The 21,707-nt window shown below is 57.6% G+C and carries 13 protein-coding genes and 1 pseudogene; 5 read left to right on the forward strand and 9 right to left on the reverse strand.

The window, feature by feature from the left end; translation table 11 throughout:
- Positions 1-633 precede the first annotated feature (633 nt).
- From HX866_RS13275 to HX866_RS13290, 4 genes are all read right to left on the reverse strand, one after another.
- Positions 634-7,263 carry a DUF3320 domain-containing protein gene (locus HX866_RS13275; protein WP_177139964.1) on the reverse strand — a complete coding sequence of 2,210 codons (6,630 nt, stop codon included), beginning with the start codon at positions 7,261-7,263 and terminating at the stop codon, positions 634-636.
- A 257-nt stretch (positions 7,264-7,520) separates the two neighbouring features.
- On the reverse strand, positions 7,521-7,682 hold the full coding sequence (locus HX866_RS13280; RefSeq protein ID WP_177125179.1) for a hypothetical protein: 162 nt from the start codon (positions 7,680-7,682) through the stop codon (positions 7,521-7,523).
- A gap of 37 nt (positions 7,683-7,719) precedes the next feature.
- Positions 7,720-8,253 (reverse strand): N-acetyltransferase, encoded by a 534-nt coding sequence (locus HX866_RS13285; RefSeq protein WP_177104857.1) that lies wholly within the window; start codon positions 8,251-8,253, stop codon positions 7,720-7,722.
- A gap of 119 nt (positions 8,254-8,372) precedes the next feature.
- Positions 8,373-8,675, reverse strand: coding sequence for a putative quinol monooxygenase (locus tag HX866_RS13290; RefSeq protein ID WP_177125178.1), 303 nt, complete (start codon positions 8,673-8,675; stop codon positions 8,373-8,375).
- Positions 8,676-9,164: 489 nt separating this feature from the next.
- Here HX866_RS13290 and HX866_RS13295 point away from each other — a divergent pair, with 489 nt between their 5' ends.
- Positions 9,165-10,229, forward strand: a complete 1,065-nt coding sequence (locus HX866_RS13295; protein WP_177104855.1) for a lipocalin-like domain-containing protein — start codon at positions 9,165-9,167, stop codon at positions 10,227-10,229.
- A gap of 81 nt (positions 10,230-10,310) precedes the next feature.
- Here HX866_RS13295 and HX866_RS13300 read toward each other — a convergent pair.
- A pseudogene (locus tag HX866_RS13300) lies at positions 10,311-10,580 on the reverse strand (transposase); the annotation flags it as partial.
- Between the two features lie 299 nt (positions 10,581-10,879).
- Between HX866_RS13300 and dusA the strand changes: the two are divergent.
- Positions 10,880-11,881 (forward strand): tRNA dihydrouridine(20/20a) synthase DusA, encoded by a 1,002-nt coding sequence (dusA, locus tag HX866_RS13305; RefSeq protein ID WP_177139965.1) that lies wholly within the window; start codon positions 10,880-10,882, stop codon positions 11,879-11,881.
- 262 nt (positions 11,882-12,143) lie between these two features.
- Here dusA and rssC read toward each other — a convergent pair whose 3' ends face one another.
- Positions 12,144-12,626: an anti-sigma factor antagonist RssC gene (rssC, locus tag HX866_RS13310; RefSeq protein ID WP_177092225.1), complete on the reverse strand. Its 483-nt coding sequence runs from the start codon at positions 12,624-12,626 to the stop codon at positions 12,144-12,146.
- Positions 12,626-13,807, reverse strand: a complete 1,182-nt coding sequence (rssB, locus tag HX866_RS13315; protein WP_177092226.1) for a two-component system response regulator RssB — start codon at positions 13,805-13,807, stop codon at positions 12,626-12,628. The genes rssC and rssB overlap by 1 nt, the downstream gene beginning before the upstream one ends.
- Before the next feature lie 277 nt (positions 13,808-14,084).
- Between rssB and HX866_RS13320 the strand changes: the two genes are divergently transcribed.
- Positions 14,085-14,381 carry a PilZ domain-containing protein gene (locus HX866_RS13320; protein WP_177092227.1) on the forward strand — a complete coding sequence of 99 codons (297 nt, stop codon included), beginning with the start codon at positions 14,085-14,087 and terminating at the stop codon, positions 14,379-14,381.
- 63 nt (positions 14,382-14,444) lie between these two features.
- Here the strand turns inward: HX866_RS13320 and HX866_RS13325 are convergent, their stop codons facing one another.
- On the reverse strand, positions 14,445-15,131 hold the full coding sequence (locus tag HX866_RS13325; protein ID WP_177092228.1) for an MlaA family lipoprotein: 687 nt from the start codon (positions 15,129-15,131) through the stop codon (positions 14,445-14,447).
- 195 nt (positions 15,132-15,326) lie between these two features.
- On the opposite strand from HX866_RS13325, the gene HX866_RS13330 reads away from it, so the two are divergent.
- Both HX866_RS13330 and HX866_RS13335 read left to right on the forward strand, forming a co-directional pair.
- Entirely contained in the window at positions 15,327-15,938 is a 612-nt protein-coding gene (locus HX866_RS13330; RefSeq protein WP_177139966.1) for an HAD family phosphatase, read from the forward strand.
- 125 nt (positions 15,939-16,063) lie between these two features.
- Positions 16,064-16,327 carry a DUF4404 family protein gene (locus HX866_RS13335; protein ID WP_177104810.1) on the forward strand — a complete coding sequence of 88 codons (264 nt, stop codon included), beginning with the start codon at positions 16,064-16,066 and terminating at the stop codon, positions 16,325-16,327.
- Between the two features lie 63 nt (positions 16,328-16,390).
- Here HX866_RS13335 and HX866_RS13340 read toward each other — a convergent pair whose 3' ends face one another.
- Positions 16,391-21,304 (reverse strand): dermonecrotic toxin domain-containing protein, encoded by a 4,914-nt coding sequence (locus HX866_RS13340; protein ID WP_177092231.1) that lies wholly within the window; start codon positions 21,302-21,304, stop codon positions 16,391-16,393.
- Positions 21,305-21,707 lie beyond the last annotated feature (403 nt).

The following is a 21,707-nucleotide window of genomic DNA, read 5'->3' on the forward strand; positions in this document are numbered from 1 at the left end:
CGTCAGGTTCTTATGCGCTGTTCACCGAACCACAACCATCACAACCAGTTTGTAGACTCGATCCTGAACATATCAAATACCCCCTCATTCCGGGACTGTACAGCTAGATTGGAGTCGTTGGGCCAAGTTGTAAAACGGTTGCGGGGCCCGCTCTGAAAGTAGGGTTGTGTGCAGCCGCTGCAATCATATGAGTCGTAGCCTCATGGGCCTCAAGCGCTGATTTCGATGCCCATCGCTCAATCAAAAAAACTGATCGTCATTGCCAGCAATCCGATGAAGATCGTATTGCTGGCACCCCTCTTAATTTCTGACCAGTGGAGCAAGCTTTTCAAACGCATCAACTTGCGCTTGCCATCGTCCCACCTGCATAGCAATCAAAATGACCAGCTTCACTTCACTCGACATAAACAGGCTCCATGCTGGTACTCAGAAGTTTGATTGCACATTGCGGTAATGCCACCGGTCCAACGGACATGGCAGGAAAACATAATTGGCGTCCGTGCAGCCAGCTAGGTCGGGGTAGTACTCGACCTTTCTTGGCGTTACTACACATTTAACATATACGCACAGCCGGTCTGAGCCCCTCGTGTAATCTGCAAAAAAGGGGCACTGGTACAGTGCCCCTGATAGCGATCAATCAACCGTTCGACGTATCGCTTTTTCGATTCGCTGACGCCCCGAGTGAGCCAGCTTGCTGACACCCGCTTCCTTAGCAACCGCGTATATCAACGAGTCTCCTTCATGACCCCGCTCTGCCATCTCCTGAACAAGGGCTTCCAGCTCCGGCATGCAGATCTCAGCGAGCCCCCTCATCGAGTCATCTTCACCAGGACGACGGAAAACGACAGCGGAATTTGTCTCGATATGACTGGGCCAAAAGAAGACTCCTGTCTGCTCCTCTTCATGCGAGCGGAATCGTGCGCGTGCAAGTTGATCAACGCGATCCCGAATACGGGAACCCGTTCTCACCCAACCATGAGCCCGGGCAATACGTCTTGCGAGCGCGGAGTCCAGAACCGGCCCCTCTTTGGCGACGACATGCGCGATCATCTGCTCCAGAGTTGCGGTGTAGCTCGCGTCGAAGAACTGATCTGGATCGACTATCTCGACCGCCTGGCTAGGGTCCGCCTCTCGGTAGATCAGCTGTTCAACGGCCCTGGCCATGGCGACGACATCTGCCACTGGGTCAACAGCAGCTACTCTGGCGTACTTCAACTCTGGCAGTGCACCCGCAGAATCATTGGCCTCTGTAATACCAGATGCAGTAGCAAGCACCGTTACCTGATCTACTACCGCTATGACCTCAGCCATTGCAGCATCGACTCGAAGGCGTTCCGCCTCCTGTGCGGCATCGACAACAGCTTGCTTTGCCCTGGACTCGGCGAGGATTTCATTCAGACGCTGATGCACCTTTTCTGCAGTTCCAGCGGCATCAACCCACCAGTCTGTTGACCAGATTCTGACTATTTCCCATCCAAGCCCACGAAGCACGAACTCGCGGAGCTTGTCACGATCCCGAGCCGTTGCACTTCGATGATAAGTGGCGCCATCACATTCCACCCCGGCGAGGAATCGGCCAGGGGCGTCAGGGTCTACAACACCTAGATCAACACGGAAAGATGAAACACCGATCTGGGTATGAACCTGCCATCCCTTCTTAGCCAAAGCAGCGGCAACCGCTTCTTCGAATGGGCTATCGAATCCTCCTACGCTACCAAAATTGGCTTCAGCCAAAGCCTGTGGCCCACGCTCCGCGAATTCGAGGAAATGCTTCAGGTCGCGTACCCCTATCGCCTGGGTCCGAGCCAGATCAATGTGCTCTGGACGCAAAGTCGAGAACACCAGCAGTTCCTGACGGGCTCGAGTGATTGCAACGTTGAGTCGGCGCTCACCGCCGGGACGATTCATCGGGCCGAAATTCATCGACAACACCCCAGCAGCGTCTTTCCCATAGGTGGTCGAGAAGTAGATGATGTCTCGCTCATCGCCCTGCACGCTTTCCAGGTTCTTTACGAACACAGGCTCCAGTTCGGACTCAGCGAAGTAAGCGTCGAGGGACGGGTCTTTCCGGCAGGCCTCATCAAGCATGTCCATGATGAGTTTTTGTTGCTCGCCATTGAAAGTGACTACCCCCACAGTCCGCCTGCTTTCCCGGAATGTAGGCGACTGAAGACGGGCGACGAGATCAGCAACCAACGCTCTCGCTTCAATCAGGTTGGTGCGTGATGCGCCCTTGTCATAGACGCCTGCCACCGGGCACAGCCGTACTGCCTTGTCGGCAGTAAACGGCGATGGAAAGGTCACCAACTTCGATTGGTAATACCGCTGGTTCGAGAATGCGATAAGGCTCTCATGCCGACTGCGGTAGTGCCAGTTCAGGTTTCGCGTTGGCAGGTTTGCACTAATGCATTCATCAAGAATGCTCTCGAGATCAGCCTCAACGTCTTCATCATCAGAGGTGGATTCGGCGCGGTCAAAGAATGACGTCGGCGGGAGCTGTTTCGGGTCACCCACCATCACTACCTGCTTCCCTCGCGCCATGGCACCGATAGCATCCCATACCGGAATCTGAGACGCCTCATCAAATACAACAAGGTCGAATGGTGTGGAAGCAGGAGGCAGATACTGAGCAATGGAGAGCGGGCTCATCAGCAGGCAGGGGGTCAGCTTTGTCAGAGCATCGGGGGCACGTGTCATCAGCTCCCGCAGTGGAATATGTTTGGTCTTCTTACCCATCTCGTGGCGCAGAAGGCCCCATTCCGAAGAGCGGCTAACGCCCTCCTGGCTCGGCAGGTCAGCACATAGGCGAGCCCGAAGCCAGTCTTTGGTCAACTCCGTGAATTTGTCGTCAAGCGCGCGAAAATCACGAATACGTTGCTCATGCTCCACGCTCACGAATGTCCTAATCACCTCTTCGTTGTCCACGGTGTGGTTCAGCCACCAGCGAGCGTAGTTCACTTCCAGGACACGCCGGACTTTTCCAGAAGTGATCGCCCCACTTTCCATACCTTGGACAATCGGAGCCAAGCCTACCGCATAGGCCTCATCGCGAACCTTGCGCCAAGAACACCACGCCTTGAGCCGTGACTCGAACGCGACCACAGTTTCGCAGTTTTTCTTGAGGTCATTCAGAGACAGGTGCGCAGTTTCATCGATAGCTATGTCAGTGAACTGACCTATCGAGGTCAGCTGCGCTGATCGCGCCTGAAGCAACCCAAGCTTTTCGCACAGCGCATTACCGGCAACCGCTATGGCGCCCTCTGGCTCCAGCAATGCATTCCCATCCCCCAGCAGCGTTTGTAGTGGTGCTTTATAGGCCGCTATTTGTTCTGGATTAAGCGCAAGCTTGGCTATCGAGGTAGCTATCTGGAGCTGGAATGCAACGGCCTGGCGTGCGACTTCAAGTTTGGTCTTCAAATCGCTCCAGACCGGGACTAGCTCTCGCAAATCAGCCAGATCAGCCAAATCCCGCTCGACTGCCGTTCTCTGCTTGAGCAGCTCAAAATCATCTTTCAACGACTCGCCACAACGCCCCTCTTCTACATAAGGATGGTCATCAACAAGTCGACCGCGCTCCTCGATATCACGACGCTCTGCCTGGAAGCGCAGCGCTGCAACAAGAACATCGATATCAGTGCTTAAACCTCTCCACAGCGAGTTGGTGCCTAAGCCAAGGCCACCCAGATGTTCCATCTCAGCATCAAGGCGGACCAAGGTACGCAGTCGTCGAAGCTCTTCCTTCAACTCATCGCCCAGTTGGCCCTGCTCGACTGACAAGAAGCCATCATCGACCCAGGCATAGCCACTCTTTTGAAGCCGCACTGCTTCTTGCAGCTTGATCGCTGTCGCGAGTTGCGCCGCTTCTGACTTGGCGCCTTGCCAAACGGCAACACATTCATGACCGGGCTCAAGTTCATCAATAGCTCGGCGCACAGACCGAATTTCAACCCAGGTAGCCAGATCCTGGCCGTTGTCTGGCTCGCCTTTGGTTGTCTGCATCGGCGCCAGCAGCCCAACGATTCGGCGCTTCGCGAACCAGGATTTTGGCCAGAATGACTCCTCGGCTTCCTTCCATTCACGCTGCAGGAGCTCGACGTCCAGCGCTTCAACTGCATCACTGTAAGTCGCACTGAGCTGCTGTTTCAGATCATCTATCTGGCCTAGCAGTGTCGCTGCCTCGCCCAGAGCATCAGTGACACTTTCCGGCCAAGCTGGGCAAAGCTCAGCGTATATGCCACGGCGTTGCTGCAAAAGATCGATGCCCTGTTTGGCGTCGGCAACAACACGAGAAGTCCACAGGGCAGAAAGCCTCGAGTTGATACCCCGGTGCTGCTCTACCCACTCACAGCCATCGACCAGGCGCTGAGTAATTGTGCGAGCATCAATCCGCAGTGCGAAACGCCAGTCGTGTCCGGCAGCCGCCGGAAGTGTCTGCGAAAGGCTAACCAAGCCTTCAAGCGTCGCGGGAGTGTAATCCGCCGAAGGTAGCCCGGATAACTCTACGAAGCGATCAGCAGCTCTTTGCACGTCCAGCACTGCAGGCAGTACATCACGCGCGGCCTGGGTAAACTGCTGCTGCCAATGAGTCGACCATTCTGACTGGCCAACCGCGGACAAGGCAGTGCCGGCGAGTTGGCCATAACCCACCGCTTGAGCGTTCACCTCAAGGCGGTCACCTAACTCACGAAGCCCAAGCATGGCCTTCTGGTCATGCATGTCAGGGGATGGCCAGACAACGGCCGCCACAGTCTCATCAACACCTGATGTCACCGTACCGATCGCGTCGTAAATGCTGTACCCATTTCGATATCTACAGTGAAGTCGTTCGACATAGATATTCAAACTATCACGCAGCGAAGCGAGCCGCTGTGCCTCCACCTCCCACACAGCAGAGTCCACTTGCCCTTTGGCTTCCCACGCCGACTGCAATTGGGCGAGGACATCAGCTTTTCGCGCTTTGCTGGAGTGGAGTTCCAAACAGAACTCACCTAGACCAATTTCACGCAAACGCCGGTACACCACATCCAGGGCTGCGATCTTCTCGGACACGAACAGCACTCGGCGCCCTTGCGCAATCGACTGAGCGATCATGTTGGAAATCGTCTGGCTTTTGCCAGTGCCGGGCGGCCCGATTAGCACGAAGTCCTTACCCTTGGCAGCAGCCATCACAGCCGCAAGCTGAGACGAGTCCGAAGGCAGTGGGCAGAACACATCAGTGGGGCTGTAATCACGATCGAGCGAGGCTGCCTCAGGGAAGGGAGTATCAGAAACAAACGAATCGCGTGGGGTATCCAACAGATGCTGGACTACAGGACTCTGGCGCAGGTGCTCAGCATTCTCGGCCAGATCCTTCCACATCAGGTACTTGGCAAACGAAAACATCGACAGTACGACATCTTCGTTCAACTCCCATCCCGGGATCTCTTTGATGGCGTGACCGACCTTATTCCAGATACCCGCAATATCCAATCCGGAGTCGTCGCGAGGCAGCTCATGTTCCAGCGATCCCAGGCCGAGCTCGAAATCCTGGCGCAGCATTTCGATCAGCGTCGGGTTAAAGCGCGGCTCATCATCGTGCAGCACCAGGGTGAAGCCTGATCGCGCGCTTCTACGTTCCAATGTGACAGGAACCAGGACTAGCGGCGCCTTGTATTTCTGCCCGGCTCTGTCCTCACGTGTCCAGCTAAGGAAACCGATAGCCAGGAACAGAGTGTTGGAGCCCCCCTCCTGCAAGGCAGTGCGAGCGCCCCGATACAGCTCGGTAAGACGAACATCCATCTCGTTGGACGAGAGTGCGACGAAGACCTCTCTGCGCTTGAGCGCGTCTTCGGCATGGCGACGGCGAACATCCTCACGCTCACGTTGCTCATAAAGGGTACGTTCCCGCGGATCTGCTCCGTCCATAAGATCCGGCCTGGTCAGCAGTTTCAATGACTGCCCACTCGCGAGAATGTCCTCAAGCGCACCTGGATCTGGAGATTCGAGCTTCAGCGCTCGCTTGCCCATTTTGAAATTGAGGAGGTTGTTTCGAAGCGAGAGATCGAGCAGCTTACGCTGCCAACGACCAAGGCGGTCAGCAGGGTCAAGCCTGGACAGGTCTTCGACCTGAACTTCGATAGCTTCGTCATGGAAACCGATCGCATCCTCAACCAGAAGTGGAGGTGCATCATCTGCCATTTCCACCACAACACGGGCGATCTGAGCCTCGGAGCTGGCGAGCGGCTTGATCCGCTGCAGGCGAGCACGGCGAATATCCAACAGCATTTCGAAGTTGCTCTCAGCATCTTCGGCAATCTGCTTCGCCCCCCTCTCCACAGCGTACGAGAAAGACGGAATTGGGCTTTGAGTGATGAGCGTGGTCTCGAACAGCACCAGTTCTTGGAGCTTCACACGCTTGCGAACTGCCGTGACATCATCTATCAGGGCAGTAGTGAACTCCTCAGGCTTCATCCATAAACCGGCAAAAGCATGACCGCGAGTAAAGACGATGACTGGATTGAGACCAATCTGCTCGAGCGCAGCGCAAAAGAGCAAGGTCAAATCCATGCAGGTGGCCAATCCTGCATCAGCAATCTGGCTAGGGCTCCGAACCTTCTGACCTGACTGCTCGAAGCTCGCTGGTGGCAAAGCGTAGTCGAGCTTCATGCGCGCCACGGCCCCCCATACTGCCGAGGTGAGCTGCCAAGCCCGCTTGGAGCCGCCCTCATAACCATCGAGCGATGATGGCTTATCGCTGAGGCGAAGTAGCTCCGCAGCTTGCTTCAACAAACGCTCAACTGCGGGGTCATTGGGCTGGACGAACGCGGCGGCCATATCAGGAATGTGCCGTAGCCCGCCCCACTGATTTCGTGGCAGAAGCTCTACGACCTGTTCAATGCGAGCCAGCTCCTTACGGCCACCCTCCAATGTTTTGTCATCGGCTTCAAGTACGAAGGTGAACGTGGACAGCTCTGCTTCAGTCAAGCGACTCAGCAACGGGCCGTCCAAGACAAGATCGAGCCCCGGAATGGTCCTGAAGCTTTCAGCAGCTATCTCGTCGATCCGCCAGACCTTGGATTTGAAAACCTCAGGTTCCGAGGTCAACGTCAAAGTCGCATTGATGAAACGGGCATCAGTCTCGTTCGAGATACGTAGCTCTCGAATAACAGGAACGGCGTTCTGGAAGTCCGCGAGATTAAGCTTAGCCACCAGTGTGGCGAGAATTTTGACTTCTTTAGGCGGGATTTCTTCGTGGGGCGTGAGGGGATGAACGATTTCGTCCATGCGCAACCATCCTTGTCATCGGCGCCCAAGAGGTGCAGGCGGATACCTGGCCAAATATCCCTTTTGAGCTAGTGGCTCGATGATAGCGCTTCTTGCCGTTGTCGTAATGATCCTTTGGTCGAGGACGTAGATACTAAGGCCCAACCCTCGGAGATCTGTGGTATCCCCAACGCATTGGCGTTCCTATGTCAGGGTGTAAATCGCAAGACACAAAAAAAGCCGCCGATTAGGGCAGCTTTTGCTGATTCAAAGCTACTTCAGCCGGCAAGGCGGCCAACAGGCTCGAATTCGGCACCCTGAGCAAGGGCAGCGTCAAGGAAACGGCTGCGTTTGTCAGTGCGCTTGGCCAATGCGGCGCGGGCCTCAGCCTGGAAGCGAGCAACCATCATCGGCTTGGGTTCATGCTTAGGCTTTTTCATAGACACCTCACGGGTCTTGAGATTTGACGGAATAGTATTACTGCTCAACGGCAATAACAAGGCGGCCGGTCGGATCGAATGCAAAGCCGAGGCTTTCATAGACACGTACAGCACCAACGGCTGGTTCTTGCACCTCGATGTAAGTGCAACCGATCATCACAGCATAGTTTTCAAGTGCCGTCAGAGCCAGGGCCGCGACAGCGCCCCGCAAAGGGTGGGTCCGGTCAGGCTTCCCTTCGAGAATAACAATTTTGATGCACAGCTTGCTCTTTCGGGGAGATGCGTAGCACAAGCCGCAAAGTTCTTGATCGAACCATAGGGATACGTCGAAGCCTCGCGTATCGTCTTGCTTCCAATCATGTACTTCATGCCAAGGGTACAAGGTATCTTCATCAGCCCAGAGACTTGATGCTTCAACGGCAGCATGAGTAATAGGCTCATAGCTAATCTTCGACGTATCTATCCCTCTGAAGATCAAGTTCTGATTTTCTCGAGCCCACTGTTGGGCGGCCTTCCGAGCTTCCGACCGGAGGATCTGGTAGCGGTATCCATTTCCACGGTTTTTAGACATGCACAACCAATGGGACAATGCTGATTGTCGCCAGAATAACGTCTGAGAACTAGATGGGTTGGAGCCTTTCGTTTCGAGGCGTTACGTAGAGCTTTCCGCTGCCCCCCATACAGAGTCAGCTAGACTGGAATCGTTGGCCCAAGGTGTAAAACGGTTGCGGGGCCCGCTCTGAAAGTAGGGTTGTGTGCAGCCGCTGCAATCATATGAGACGTAACGTCATGGGCCTCAAGTGCTGATTTCGATGTCCATCGCTCAATCAAAACAAACTGGTCGTCATTGCCAGCAACCCGATGAAGATCGTATTGCAGGCACCCCTCTTCATTTCTGACCAATGGAGCAAGCTTTTCAAACGCATCAACTTGCGCTTTCCCTCGCCCCACCTGTGTAGCAATCAAAATGACTAGCTTCACTTCACTCGGCATAAACAGGCTCCATGCTGGTACTCAGAAGTTTGATTGCACATTGCGGTAATGCCACCGGTCCGACGGACATGGCAGGAAAGCATGATTGGCGTCCGTGCAGCAAGTCAGGTCAGAGTAGTACTCTACCTTTGGGAGGTCATGCCGGTAACGTCCTTTCGGTGTCCAGCCCTGGAACGACCAATGACATCAAATTGATATTGCAGCTTCGGAATTGTCAGCTAGCCTTACCGGCCAGGACGTTTGACGCTCCCAGCCCCGATAACCGGCCAATCACGATGCTCCTCTTTCATGGAAGAATGACATGGCCAGCCCAGGTGTCACCTCGAGTGTGCGACACCTCCTCCTCCCTCTACAGCCCTTCCCTTGCCGAGCAGCATTGCCCCGGCCGTCGCTGACAGTAGATTTCTTTCGCCTGCACAAGCGCACAGCAGTGCGAAGGTACAGGTGCGGTCAACACCCACAACCTGGTTTACATAGAGAGGCGACATCGTGAAGTCATCACAGCTTGCGCATGCTTCTGCTCCTGTTCCCATTCCCTCGTCCGAAGTGGTCCTCCACCTTCCCAAGGACCAGTACCTGCACGTCGGCGCGCCCACCGAGTGGTGGTGGCATACCGGCACGCTCAAGGCGGGCGGGCGTGTCTTCGGTTTTGAGATCAATACGGCGGCGTTCTATCCGCTAGGCTTCTTCCAGGTGATGCTGACGGATGTCGAGAACCAGAAGCACTATCAACTGACCGCCTTGATTCCAGGTATCAAAGATTGGGCGGAAAGCGACCCGAGCAAGGACTGGTGGGTGAAACAAGCGGCCCTCGACGGCGTGTCGTATGTGACGATGAAAGCGCCACAGGCTGACCCGACAAAAAACATGCAGGTAGAGGCCGTGATAGTGGACACGGACACCAAGACGGTCGTGAAGTTTTCGTTGAGGATGTCACAGGAAGGACGGCCGCTGTTTGTATGGGGCCATGGTGTGCTGAACTATCCGGAAAAACCGGGTGGCCTGAAGCAGAACAACTATTACTACTCGCTGACGCGGATACACACGGAGGGGACACTGACCGTCGGCGACGATGTGTTTGCAGTGGAGGGGCTTACATGGATGGATCACGAGTATGGCAACTTCGGAGACGCTGCCAACCCGGTCTTGTGGTTCCTGCAGACAATGCAGTTGGATAACGGCGTGCACATCTCGCACTACACGACATTCAGCAAGGGGGCTCCTGCGCCCAAGCTCGATGTGCCGGTGCCGAGCAAAGCAACGATCGAGCTCCCCGATGGGACCACCTACTTCCAGACGGATTGCACGATGACGCCGACCGGAAGGACCTGGACCGGTCCGACCGGCGTGGTGTTCTTCATGGAGTTCAAGGTCGAGATTCCATCATTCGATGCCGTGCTCCATATTGTCAGCCTGGTGGATGCACAAGACTTCCCCTTCCCCACGCTTCCTGGCAACAAGCCCAGTGATACCTATGAAGGCGTGGCCAAGGCCACTGGCACCTTCAAAGGCGAACTTGTGCAGGGCACGGCCTGGAACGAGCAACAGTCTTAGGGAGATGGCCCCGATGTCTTGTTTCAGATATCGGGGCCGGCCTTGCTCGGAGGAGAGATCAATCGATCGACGCTCCCACGTTGGGCCCTCATTGGTCAGCACCGTTTTGCCGCTCTTACCGTTGCGCTGGTTACTCGATTCCTCAGGGCGCTCCGCGCCCTGAGGGTAGCCAAGATGGTGACCCAACTCGGCGCCAAGGGCCCGCTCGATAAGCGCTTTTTTGAACGCCATCGAGGCATCCTGAATGGCTTCGGCATTCATCGGGCCGCTGACGAACTGGTCGATCAGCTCTTTTGGAATGGATGGAAGGTCACGCGGGGCCTCACGGGCCGGTTTCTTTTTGGTCGGCATACATGCACCTCTTCAACATGTTATGCCCGAACACAAAATTTCTGCCCCCCCCTGTGCGCCTATTGTTTCACGGATTCTCAGGCCCGGTCGCTGAATGGGCAGCGACAGTTCAAGGATAGCGGAGCACCCAAGGCACTCAAGCCAGCATTTGAAGCGAAACATTTCAAACGCCTGCCGCCCTTGCCAGCCCCGACGACCAAACCCATTTCCTGATAAACTCCGCCCCATTCAGCCTCACGCCACTCAAGCCCGCGCCCTGCCTCATCCGCGCCGGCTGCGCCCACAGCGACAGACCTTCCATGCCTTTGAACGACGCCACACCTTCCCGCTCCGAGCCATCTCGACGCTTTAGCGTTGCCCCGATGATGGATTGGACTGACAGACATTGCCGATTCTTCCTACGCCTGCTCTCCAAGCACACCCTGCTCTACACCGAAATGGTCACCACCGGCGCCATCCTCCATGGCGACCATGAGCGTTTCCTGCGTCATAACGAAGCCGAGCACCCGCTGGCCCTGCAACTGGGCGGTAGCGTGCCGGCCGACCTCGCCGCCTGCGCCCGTATGGCCCAGGACGCCGGTTACGACGAAGTGAACCTCAACGTCGGCTGCCCCAGCGACCGGGTGCAGAACAATATGATCGGCGCCTGCCTGATGGGGCATCCCGAGCTGGTGGCCGATTGCGTGAAGGCCATGCGCGATGCCGTGTCGATTCCGGTCACGGTCAAACACCGCATCGGTATCAACGGCCGTGACAGCTACGCCGAACTCTGCGATTTCGTCGGTAAAGTGCAGGAAGCCGGTTGCCGCAGCTTCACCGTGCATGCGCGGATCGCAATTCTGGAAGGCCTGTCGCCGAAGGAGAACCGGGATATTCCGCCACTGCGTTATGACGTGGCCGCCCAGTTGAAGCAGGACTTCCCGGCGCTGGAAATCATCCTCAACGGCGGGATCAAGACGCTGGAGCAATGCCACGAGCATTTGCAGACGTTTGACGGGGTAATGCTGGGCCGCGAGGCTTATCACAACCCGTATCTGCTGGCTGAGGTGGATCAGCAGTTGTTTGGCAGTGAGGCGCCGGTGATTTCACGGGCGCAAGCCCTGGCGCAGTTGCGACCTTATGTGGCGGCGCATATCGCTGATGGCGGTGCGATGCACCATATCACCCGGCATGTGCTGGGGCTGGGGACCGGGTTTCCGGGGGCGCGGCGGTTTCGGCAGTTGCTGTCGGTGGATATTCACAAGGCCAAGGATCCGTTGGCCTTGCTGGATCAGGCTGGGGAGTTGTTGGAGGGGCGGTAACGCGGCCGGCTAGAGACCGCGTTATCGTTCATCGCTGGCAAGCCAGCTCCCACAAGGGACTGCGTTATCGTTCATTGCGAGCAAGCCCGGCTCCCACAAGGGGCCGCGTTATCGTTCATCGCGAGCAAGCTCGGCTCCTACAAGGGACCGTGTTGGCGCTTATCGTCAGCAAGCTCGGCTCCTACAGGTTCGAGAGAAGCGCAAAAAGGGCGGCACCTGGGAAAGGTGTCGCCCTTTTTTGTACGCCCGCGGCGTCAGTCGGTCAGGAGCGCTCCAGCGCATTCACCAGGTCGTGAAAGGCTTCGCGGTTCGACTCGTTCAAGCCCATCAGGATCTTGTGCGCTTCCAGCACCTTGATCCGCACCACCTCTTCCGACTGGTCCTGCGACGGCAAGTCGATCAGGCAGTCCGAGCACGGAATCGGCCGGTTGACGATGTTGAAGACCTGGTCAAACCCCATGGACTGCAACAACCGGGTGATGTCGTCGTGGGTGGTGACCACCGTCGGCAACAAGCCAACCTTCTGCCGCGACAAGATCGACAGTTTGGCCAGCAATCCCAGCGTGGTGCTGTCGATGCTGCGGGTCTCAGTCAGGTCGATCACGATCGCCGAAAAGTTCAGCGCCGTGAAAATCCGCTCAATTGTTGCATCCAACGCTGAACAGAGGGTCAGGCGAACTTCACCGACAAACTTCAGAACGAAGGTGCCATCCTGCTCGGCGAACTGGATTCTACCGGTACTCATCAAATGTTCCTGCTCAACACTAACAGGGCGATATCATCCGGCATCTCCCCTAGCGTGGCCAATCCAAAGACCTGGCGCAAGCCATCCAGGCTGCCCCCGGCTGTTTTTACCAGTTCAGGTAAAGCAGCCTCTTTCTCTTTGAGTGTATCTTGCTTCAAAAGGTCCAGAATGCCATCAGACATTAACGTCAAACTAAATGCTGGCGGCAATTCCAGAATGTGATCTTCATAGGTGGCTTCGTTGAACAAGCCCACCGGCAAACCACGCCCTTCCAGGTAACGAACACTGTCAGGGGTGTAGAGCACCGGCAATGGCAGGTGCCCGCCAATGCTGTAGGTCAGCAACCCGGTTTCTTCATCGATCACGCCGCCGACCATGGTCACGTGCTTGCCCAGCTTGCAGCTGATCAGCCCGCGGTTGATGTGGCCCAGCACCTGCGACGGGGTGAACTCCGGCAAGGTGCCATTGCGCTTGGACTCGAACAGCAGGCGCGTGGTCATGAACTTCAGCAATACGGTGACAAACGCCGAGGACGCGCCATGGCCGGACACATCTGCCAGGTAGAACGCCACGCGGCGCTCATCAACCCGGAAGTAGTCGACGAAATCGCCAGACAGGTACAACGACGGAATGATCTGGTGCGCGAACTGGAACTCGTCGATGCTCCAGGGGCTGGTCGGCAGCATGTTCATCTGCACCTGGCGGCCAGCGTTCTGGTCTTCCTGGAGCAGGTGCAGGCTGGCTTCGAGCTCGCGGTTGGCGGTTTCCAGCTTCTCGCGGTAGCGCTGGTTCTCCAGAAGCAGGCGCGCACGGTCCAGCGCCCGCAGCACTGAATGCTCCAGAACGGCGAGGTCTTCGAGGGGCTTGATCAGGTAGTCGGCAGCGCCCAGGCGCAACGCTTCGACAGCGTCGTTCATGACACCCGCACCGGACACCACGATCACTGGCGTCTGCGGCGAAAGGTCGGTCACCTGACGAATCAGCTCGAGACCGCCCATCTGGGGCATGCGCAAGTCGCAGATGACCAGGTCGGGCTTGGACTGCTCGAATACCTCAAGACCCTGCAAGCCATTGCCGGCCTGCAAGACGCTGAATCCGCTGTCTTCCAAGTAGGCCGCAAGGCTTGCGCGCACTACTTCGTCGTCATCAATTATCAGCAGCGTGGCACTGGTTTTTTGCATGTGGGCAAACGGCGCCAGAATTAGGTTGGCGTAGACAGCAAGGCAACGGGCCCGACTCGTACTACTGGATTCGCTTTCTAGCCTCTCTGTCCCGAATCGGGTCGGACGATCACGTCCGGTGCATCGGTATCAGAGGTGCCCTTCTAAGGCGCAGACGGTACTCCCATCCGCCGGGCGTTTCAAGCTCATGCCGATGGTCGCTTGACGTCTTTACACCTCAAATCACCGGGAGTTATAAGAACAGTGCAAACCACAACGGAATTGAAGGACTGCCCCCATGAGTCGAACCGATCAGGACTACAGTGAAAAGCGTGACTACATCCGTATGCGCGTCGAGGCCGACGTCACGTTGATCCATGCGGGGCTGGAGATTTCCGCCACCTGCCTGGACCTGTCGAGCAGCGGCATGCAGATCGCCGCACCACGGGCCTTCAAGGCCGGCGACACGTTGCTGGTGCGCATCGACTCCGACCACCCGGCCCTCAAGGGCCTGGAAGCCGAGACCGAGGTGGTCTGGGTGCGTGAGGACGGCGGCGGCCAACGACTGGGGTTGCAGATCCTCAAGATGAATTGAGGCCCGGCGAATATAAAAAAAGGCGACCCGTCGAGGTCGCCTTTTTCATTTAGCCGGTAAAAACTAGAAATCGTCTACAACCTTGCCGTCCTTGACCTTGAACTCGCGGTTCTGCAGGTAGGCGTTGCGGATGAAGATGTATTTGTCGCCAGAGATCAGTTTTTCGCTCGACAACAGGCTGGTACGCACGTCGACGATGTCCACGCCGTACGCAATGTTACGCGCCGGAATGTCGTTCATGTAGCGATAGGGTTCGGTGTAGGTGTCGATGTACAGCGACGGCGCGTCACGCAAGGTGCTCGGGCCGAAGAACGGGATGACCACGTACGGACCGCTGCCCACGCCCCAGTGCCCCAGGGTCTGGCCGAAATCTTCGTCGTTACGCTGCAGCCCCATTTTGGTGCCGACATCGAAGAAACCCGCGACACCGAAAATGGTGTTGAAGAAGATCCGCGAAGTATCCACGCCCGCCGCGTGCGGCTTGAGCTGCAGCACGTCGTTGGCCAGGTTCTTCACATCGCCGATGTTACGAAACATATTGTGGATGCCATCAACCACGAACTGCGGCGTCACTGCCTGGTAGCCCTGGGCCAAAGGTTTCAGCGCGTAGGTGTCCAGCACATCGTTGAACTTGAAGATAGGGCGGTTGACGCTCTCCCACGGATCTTCGTCTGCCGCCTGTGCGGCAAATGGCACCAGCGCAACGCTGGCACACAGGGACAGTTGAGCTAGACGATGGATCCAGCGCATAAAAAGAACTCCTTGGATAAGACGGGCTGGGCAACCGCGCCCTCGAAAAGCGGCCAGTATAAAGCGGATAACTTCGATTAGGCAGTCTGGTCGAGACAAGTCCTACAAAGATTTACAGATTACGCGGGGCTGGCCGCCGTCATCCAACTGTCATGGCGGTGTCTTACTCTGCGAAGTCATTTCAGGGACGTTGCCATGCCATTACCCGCCGCCGTACCGCTGCCCGCCCCCACCGCCCTGCTCTTCGGCCTGACCGGTTGCCTGGTGGATTTCGGTGCCCGCGCCCGCGCCAACCTGGACCCGGGCGAGCACAATCACGCGACACCGGGTGCGCTGGAGATACTCCAGGGCCTGCAACAACGCGGCGTGCCCTGCGCCTGGCTGGATGAATTGCCCTCTGCGGTCAGCCACCCCCTTGCCACCACCCTGCCGAACTGGGTCAAGGCCTCGCTTACTCCCACCAACTGCGCCCAATGGCCGGCGCCCAACGCCTGCTGGCATGCGCTGATGAGCCTCGGCGTGGAACAACTGGACGGCTGCGTGCTGGTCAGTGGCGAACCGCGCCTGCTGCAATCGGGCCTGAATGCCGGCTTGTGGACCATCGGCCTGGCCTCCTGCGGCCCGTTGTGTGGTCTCTCGCCCGTGGAATGGCAGGCGCTGCCGCAAAAGGAGCGGGAACGCAAACGCGGCAAGGCCACTGTCGAGCTGTTCGGCCTCGGCGTGCACTCGGTGATCGATCACCTGGGTGAACTGGCGACCTGCCTGGACGATATCGCCCTGCGCCGGCTCAAGGGCGAGAAGCCCTGACAAGGTGATCTTGATCGAGGTCATGCAGGCCACGCGGGAGTGGATTACTCTGACACTCAGGTACAGACCTTTATCGCCATATGGCGGTCTATGTGCCAGAGTCTATCCAAAGAGGAAGTACCACGATGCCTGCCCGCGAACTGCAAGACCAACTCAATACCCTGCGCGAGCAACTGGAGCAGAACCCACCTCTTTCAGCGGAAGAGCGTGAACATCTGCAAGTGCTGATGCAGCAGATCGAAGCACAGATCAAACTGGAAACCTCGACCCAGGACGCCAGTCTGGCGGACGGCGTCAACCTCGCGGTGGAGCGCTTCGAGCTCGAACACCCCGCCATCGCCGTGACCTTGCGCAATATCGTCCAGACCCTGGGCAATATCGGTATCTGAACCAGGCTACGCAGCGGCCCGCCCCTATCCGACAGAGCAGAGGCTGTTTTCAAGGGGCGGGCTTCACAGGTCTGAACTCTCGGGCATCCGGGCACGGTCGAGCGCTTTCTGGGTGATCTGTACTTCCCCGGCTTTTCGCTCGAGATCAATCACTTCGAGCGCCTGCTCATAGACCGTATCGCTCATTTCCTGGCCAATGGGAATATCCGCCTCGGCGATACCCAGGATTCTCGCCCACTGTTGCACCGTCGCAGTCCAGCCGGCGATTTCCCGCGCCGAGGCCTGCGGCTGCCGTGCCAGCTTCTCCAGCGCTTCACGCAACTCTTCCAGGGTTTGCAAGCGTTCCTGTGCCACGACCTCCTGCTGCTCCGTATCGGGCAAGGTCTTCAGATAATCCTTCCAGAGCGGCTGTTCAAGCAGCAGCTCGACCTGCTTGCCAGATACTTGCTCGGCCGCCAGTATGCGATCGCCCGCCTCCCGGGTCATGTCCCGGGTGACATTGCTGGAGCCCCGATACAACATGGACAAAGGTTGCCAGGGCAGTCCCAGGCGCTCGGCGAGATCAACACGGTAGGCCAGGTAGATCTCGACTTCATCGACATGGGGCCAGCGCTCATCAGCGGCCTCGGCCGCCACACGCCCGGCCTCCTCGATTTCAGCCTCGCCCAGGCGCAGTCCGCGCGCCGTCTCGATGGCTTGCACCCTGGAGTCCTCAATGTGGCCGGCCCTGACGATGTCCTGATTGGCGGTTTCGACCTTGGAGATATCGTTCAACCGCGCCAGCCGCGAGCGTCCCTGAGCCAAGGCCAGGTAGGTCGCTTCCCGTGCATCGCCCGCCAGCTGCCCGGCCTCGTAGAGCAACACCTCGCCCCCCAGCCGGCTGAACACCTCGGTAAAACCATCGGCACAGGTTTCCAGGTCGGTGGTCCAGTCGAACAACACCTGACGCAAGGCGGAGTCGGCAATGGCCGCATCGATCATTCGCCAGACACGCCGGATCAACTCCGGCCGGTATTCGGCGCGATAGTCCGCCGTGTAACGCAGCGCGGCAATCGCCTCCAGAAATTCCTGGCTCCCGGGCTCATCGACGATCAGGCTCCACTGCGCCCTCCTGCGCTCCTGCTCGGCCAGCGGAAAACTGCTGTCGAGCCAGTTTTCCACGACGGGCGTCAATCTCGGCAGCCCCTGATCCACGACGCCCGTGTCTTCCGGCAGGACGAAACGTATCGACGGTCGATCAATGAACTGGGAAACCCTATAGCGTGTCGTACTGTCCAGCGGATTACCGTAAAGCAATACCGTTCTCATCCTGCGACTGCTCAGGTTATAAAAATCCCAGGGAATGGTGGTCAATTGGTTTCCCTGCAAATCCAGCACCATCAGATCGAGCAACTCCAGTGCTCCGATCGGCCAGGCGGACAAGCCGGTACGCTGCAACTGGAGCCCCTGTAGCCCCGGCATGCCCCTGGCACTGAACAGCCCCAGAGGGTTGCCATCCAGGTTCAGTCGCCTCAGGCGCACCATGCTGCGTAATTGCTGCCCCAGTAACGGGGTCCAGACAATCCGGTTGCCGTTGAGCTGCAACCTGCGCAGCTCAGCCATTCCACCAATGCTTAAAGGCAATTGCGTCAGCCTGCCCCCCGTGATCTGCAACTCGCGCAACTTGGGAAACTTCTTGAGAAAGGCTTCTAGGTCACGGCGCTCCCGACGTCCGACCAGGGTCAGCTTCAATGAGACCACATGCTCGAAACTCCCCTCTTCCAGTTCAGGCAACTTGAGCAGGTGCTCCCTGGAAAGGTCCAGCTCATATCCCAACGGTTGGCCACCGGCATCGAACACGGGCTGCGACTCCCGGCGCCAGCACTTTTTTATCCGCTCCAGCACGCGTGACTTGGAGGCCTTGCCGACCAGCCAATTACCGACACCACCACTGCCATGCTCGTACTCACTGTCGATGCGCCAGTATTCGAGCATCTGTTTCAGCCTGTGGTACTCGCCCTGCTGCTTCTTGAGGGCCTTGAGGAACACCTTGTCATCCTGCCCTTCAAGCGACAGGAATTGTCGAACCGCCTCCAGCTCCTGGCCGGGATAAAGCTTATCCACCAGCAGCCACAAATGGCTCGGCGACACTGACTCCGAACTCGGCCCCCCACCGAGCGGATAACCGAATCGCCCATCGCTCAAACGCATTGGCGACCTGAATCCGGGCTTGATCGCTTGCATGTCCAGCAACGAGCGAATGCGCGCGCGAGACAGCGTCAGGTGGTTCACCACCGTTTGTTTGAACAACTCCGGGCCCGTTGTGCGCGAGAAGCCAAGTGCCTGAAGTTCGCTCTCCGGCAGAGCCTGCAATAGCGCCACCTGAAGGTTACCCGGCAGGACTTGCTCTTTGATCTCATAGCCCCCCGACTTGCGCAGCAACTCCACGGGTGTTTCCGCTGAGGTCGTGCCCAGGCTGTCGACCAAGCGCCGCCCACCCGGTGCCAGTTCGGAAGGCTCATACAGCTCGATACGGAGCTTTTTCGACCAGCCCGGCAGGTTCTCCAGTGAATGCAGGAACAACCGGTCGGCATCCAGGCTGACCGATGATTCGATGAAAAGCCCTTCATAGGCCCGCGCGATCCGCACTTGTTGCAGATACCAACGACTTTCTTCCGCCAACCGCAGCGGCACCCTTCCCGCTTCCAGCGACTCGACCTCATAGCCGTTGGCCGCATTGGCCAACTCATCGGCAATCGCCGTCGGCAAGTTGGGAAAGTCGCGCTTGAACAAGGCGACAAAGGCATTTCGGGAGCGGCTACGAAACTCGTAGTAGGACTCGAACAACGCACTGCGCTGGTTCTGTGCCTCGGCGGCAAGTCGGGTGTCCAGCGCCGCCAGTTGTTCGGCACGGGTCAACTGCGCCTCACCCACCTGGCGCCCGAGCAACGTATCGATCTCGCCCGGGTCAAGTCCCTGCAACACCACCTGCAGCAGTTTGCCGTCATATATCTGGGCATCGCTGACGGTCACCACCGGCAGCCCCGTTTTATCCGCCGGCCCATACTCCTTCAACACCCGCCCTTCGCCATTGACGAAGCGCAACACCTTTGTAGGCGGCCACAAGGCTTCCAGCAACTGTTCCCGGATACGCCAATCAACCACGCCGCCGTTAGTCGTACCGCGCTCGATAAACCGCTGGATATCCGCATCGATCCTGAAGCGCTGCAGCGTGTCGCTCAGTAAGGCAGGCCGGCGCAGTTGGTCCAGGTAGACCGGACGCAACTGCTCGGCGCCCACACCGCTGACGGTCATGATTCGAGTCGCCTGCTCCGGGGAAAAACCGGCCATATCGGGCCCCAGGCGCTCGAACAGCTTGAAGGCATCCCACTGCAACGGCGCCTCCAACTCATGGGTCCAGGCACCCGAGCCGTTATGGCTGAACAGCGGCGGATAAGTGCTCCGGGTGGGGTGCTCGGCGCGATATTCATGGCTGACGCGAGTGGGTCCGAGTTTGTAGTAAGCCCCGTCCAGCGTCAGGTAACTGCTGGCATTGCGCACCCGCAAGCCCGACTCGTCGGGGCTCAGCCCCTCAGGCAAGGCCGGGGCATGGCGATAGGGCAAAAGATCGCCTTTCCATAACCGGGTTCCGCCGTCCGGCAGCTTGACCTGCTTGAGGCCATCAATGAAAGCAGCCGCTTCGGCATCGCGCGCCAGGACCTGCATGAAGGCCCCAAGCTCCAGGTTCAGTACTACACCGAGAAAGCTCAGCACGGCTTGCGTCTTGTCGCCATGCTGCCAGTCCTCGATGCCTTCGTAGACCTGGACCAGTAACTGGGCACCGGCCACCGCCAGCATCGCCTCTCCCAGTCCTGGCACAAAAAACAGCAGGTTGACACCCCAGTCCAGAAAGGAATGCCAGCGAGCACTGCGAGTCTTCTTGTCCTCCGCATCCGTCGACACCGCCAGTATCCGGGCATCGTCGAGCATCTTGACGGTGTGCTGCACATAAAGCTCGGAAAAGAGATCTCCGGTTATTTGCGCGAGCTGGAGCTGCAAGCGCGCCTGTTCATCGGGCACACGCCGACGCGTCGCGGGGTTCCAGGGATTCAGCAGCTCGTTCAGCGTGCTGAAAAACACCGGTTGAGTGCGCAAATGGAGGTAGCGGCGAAATTCGTGTTGATAACCTTCGTCACGCAGCCTGCGCCTGAGGTCATCCTCGAACACCGCCAGAGTCGAATACTGTTTGAGCGCCTGCTCGGTATCACCGGACAGGTACACCACGCAAGGGCAGGAATCCCGGGTTGCCGAGACGTCGAAACGGGTCAGCAGTACACCCTTGAGCAAGGCGCCTCGATAGCCGCTATCGGGAATAGGCACATCAAGCATCTTGATCTCATGAAACTGCACGGCATGCAGGCTCCAGAGCGGGCTGGAGTTTCCGCCGACCCACTGTTTGAGCATCCGGTAAGCCGAGTCGTCGATATGCCCTTTCATCACGGCAATATCGGCCTGGACCGACAATTCGGAAATCTCGTGGGCCATGAACAGTCGACGAAACTCATCATCGCGCTGCCCGGAAGCATTCTTGCGCAACAGGAAAGACTCGATATGTTCTTTATATTTCCCGCCCAGATCCAGATCGCGGCATAACCGGGCAAACGCCCGTGGCGTAAACTCCTTGAGCAAGACACTTTGAGTCGTGCGCAGTATCTGCGAGCCTCGATCGAAACCAACGTAAGTGGTTTCACTTTCCTCGAAGTTCTGCAAGGCGGCCTGCAAAAGTGTCTGTTGCGTCAGTTTCTGCTGATACGGCGTAGACGCCGTTTGTGCCGCCAGTATGTGAACATGTCTGAGCTGATCCCGATGCACGTCCAGTCCCGGGCCGAACGCCTTGTCCAGGGCCCGCTGCAAGCGTGGCGCGGCGAAGGCTTCCGGACTCTGCAAGCCCCCCAGGTAGGCGGCCAGGCGGGCCTTGTCCGATTGATGGCGACGCATGCTGTGCGCATAGGCGCTACGGGTTGCGAAGGGCGCACTCTTCAGCCAATCCGGTAAGCGGCTGGCCACCAGCGCATGATACCCTTCAGCATCAAGCAGTATTGCAACATCCGATGTTTCAAAAGCAGAAACCGTCATTCCCAAAAGCCTTAAATAACTTCAATCCCCTTATACTAATCTTCACTCCCTCGATAAAAAGCGCAAATAGCCAATCGCTTGCGCCTGCCTTCTATCCATATTATCCAACCGTGATATATCTATTAACGCCCTTCAAAGTTTAAACCGGTGAACGGCTTTTCGACTGAGCACAAGCGCCTCTTATATAAACCGCGAAGATTCTTTTACCGCCATTAACAAAAAAGCCCCGACTCTTACGAGCCGGGGCTTTCAGTTACCACTTGCT

The organism is Pseudomonas gingeri, from assembly GCF_013386165.1.
In the GTDB taxonomy this organism is placed as follows: Bacteria; Pseudomonadota; Gammaproteobacteria; order Pseudomonadales; family Pseudomonadaceae; genus Aquipseudomonas; species Aquipseudomonas gingeri_C.

Bases quoted from the DNA above. Each gene is read 5' to 3' on its own strand.
- HX866_RS13340 (WP_177092231.1), bottom strand. From the start codon at position 21,304: ATGCGTCGCCATCAATCGGACAAGGCCCGCCTGGCCGCCTACCTGGGG.
- HX866_RS13280 (WP_177125179.1), bottom strand. From the start codon at position 7,682: ATGAAAAAGCCTAAGCATGAACCCAAGCCGATGATGGTTGCTCGCTTC.
- dusA (WP_177139965.1), top strand. From the start codon at position 10,880: ATGCCTTTGAACGACGCCACACCTTCCCGCTCCGAGCCATCTCGACGC.
- HX866_RS13290 (WP_177125178.1), bottom strand. From the start codon at position 8,675: ATGCCGAGTGAAGTGAAGCTAGTCATTTTGATTGCTACACAGGTGGGG.
- HX866_RS13285 (WP_177104857.1), bottom strand. From the start codon at position 8,253: ATGTCTAAAAACCGTGGAAATGGATACCGCTACCAGATCCTCCGGTCG.
- rssC (WP_177092225.1), bottom strand. From the start codon at position 12,626: ATGAGTACCGGTAGAATCCAGTTCGCCGAGCAGGATGGCACCTTCGTT.
- HX866_RS13325 (WP_177092228.1), bottom strand. From the start codon at position 15,131: ATGCGCTGGATCCATCGTCTAGCTCAACTGTCCCTGTGTGCCAGCGTT.
- HX866_RS13275 (WP_177139964.1), bottom strand. From the start codon at position 7,263: ATGGACGAAATCGTTCATCCCCTCACGCCCCACGAAGAAATCCCGCCT.
- HX866_RS13335 (WP_177104810.1), top strand. From the start codon at position 16,064: ATGCCTGCCCGCGAACTGCAAGACCAACTCAATACCCTGCGCGAGCAA.
- rssB (WP_177092226.1), bottom strand. From the start codon at position 13,807: ATGCAAAAAACCAGTGCCACGCTGCTGATAATTGATGACGACGAAGTA.
- HX866_RS13320 (WP_177092227.1), top strand. From the start codon at position 14,085: ATGAGTCGAACCGATCAGGACTACAGTGAAAAGCGTGACTACATCCGT.
- HX866_RS13330 (WP_177139966.1), top strand. From the start codon at position 15,327: ATGCCATTACCCGCCGCCGTACCGCTGCCCGCCCCCACCGCCCTGCTC.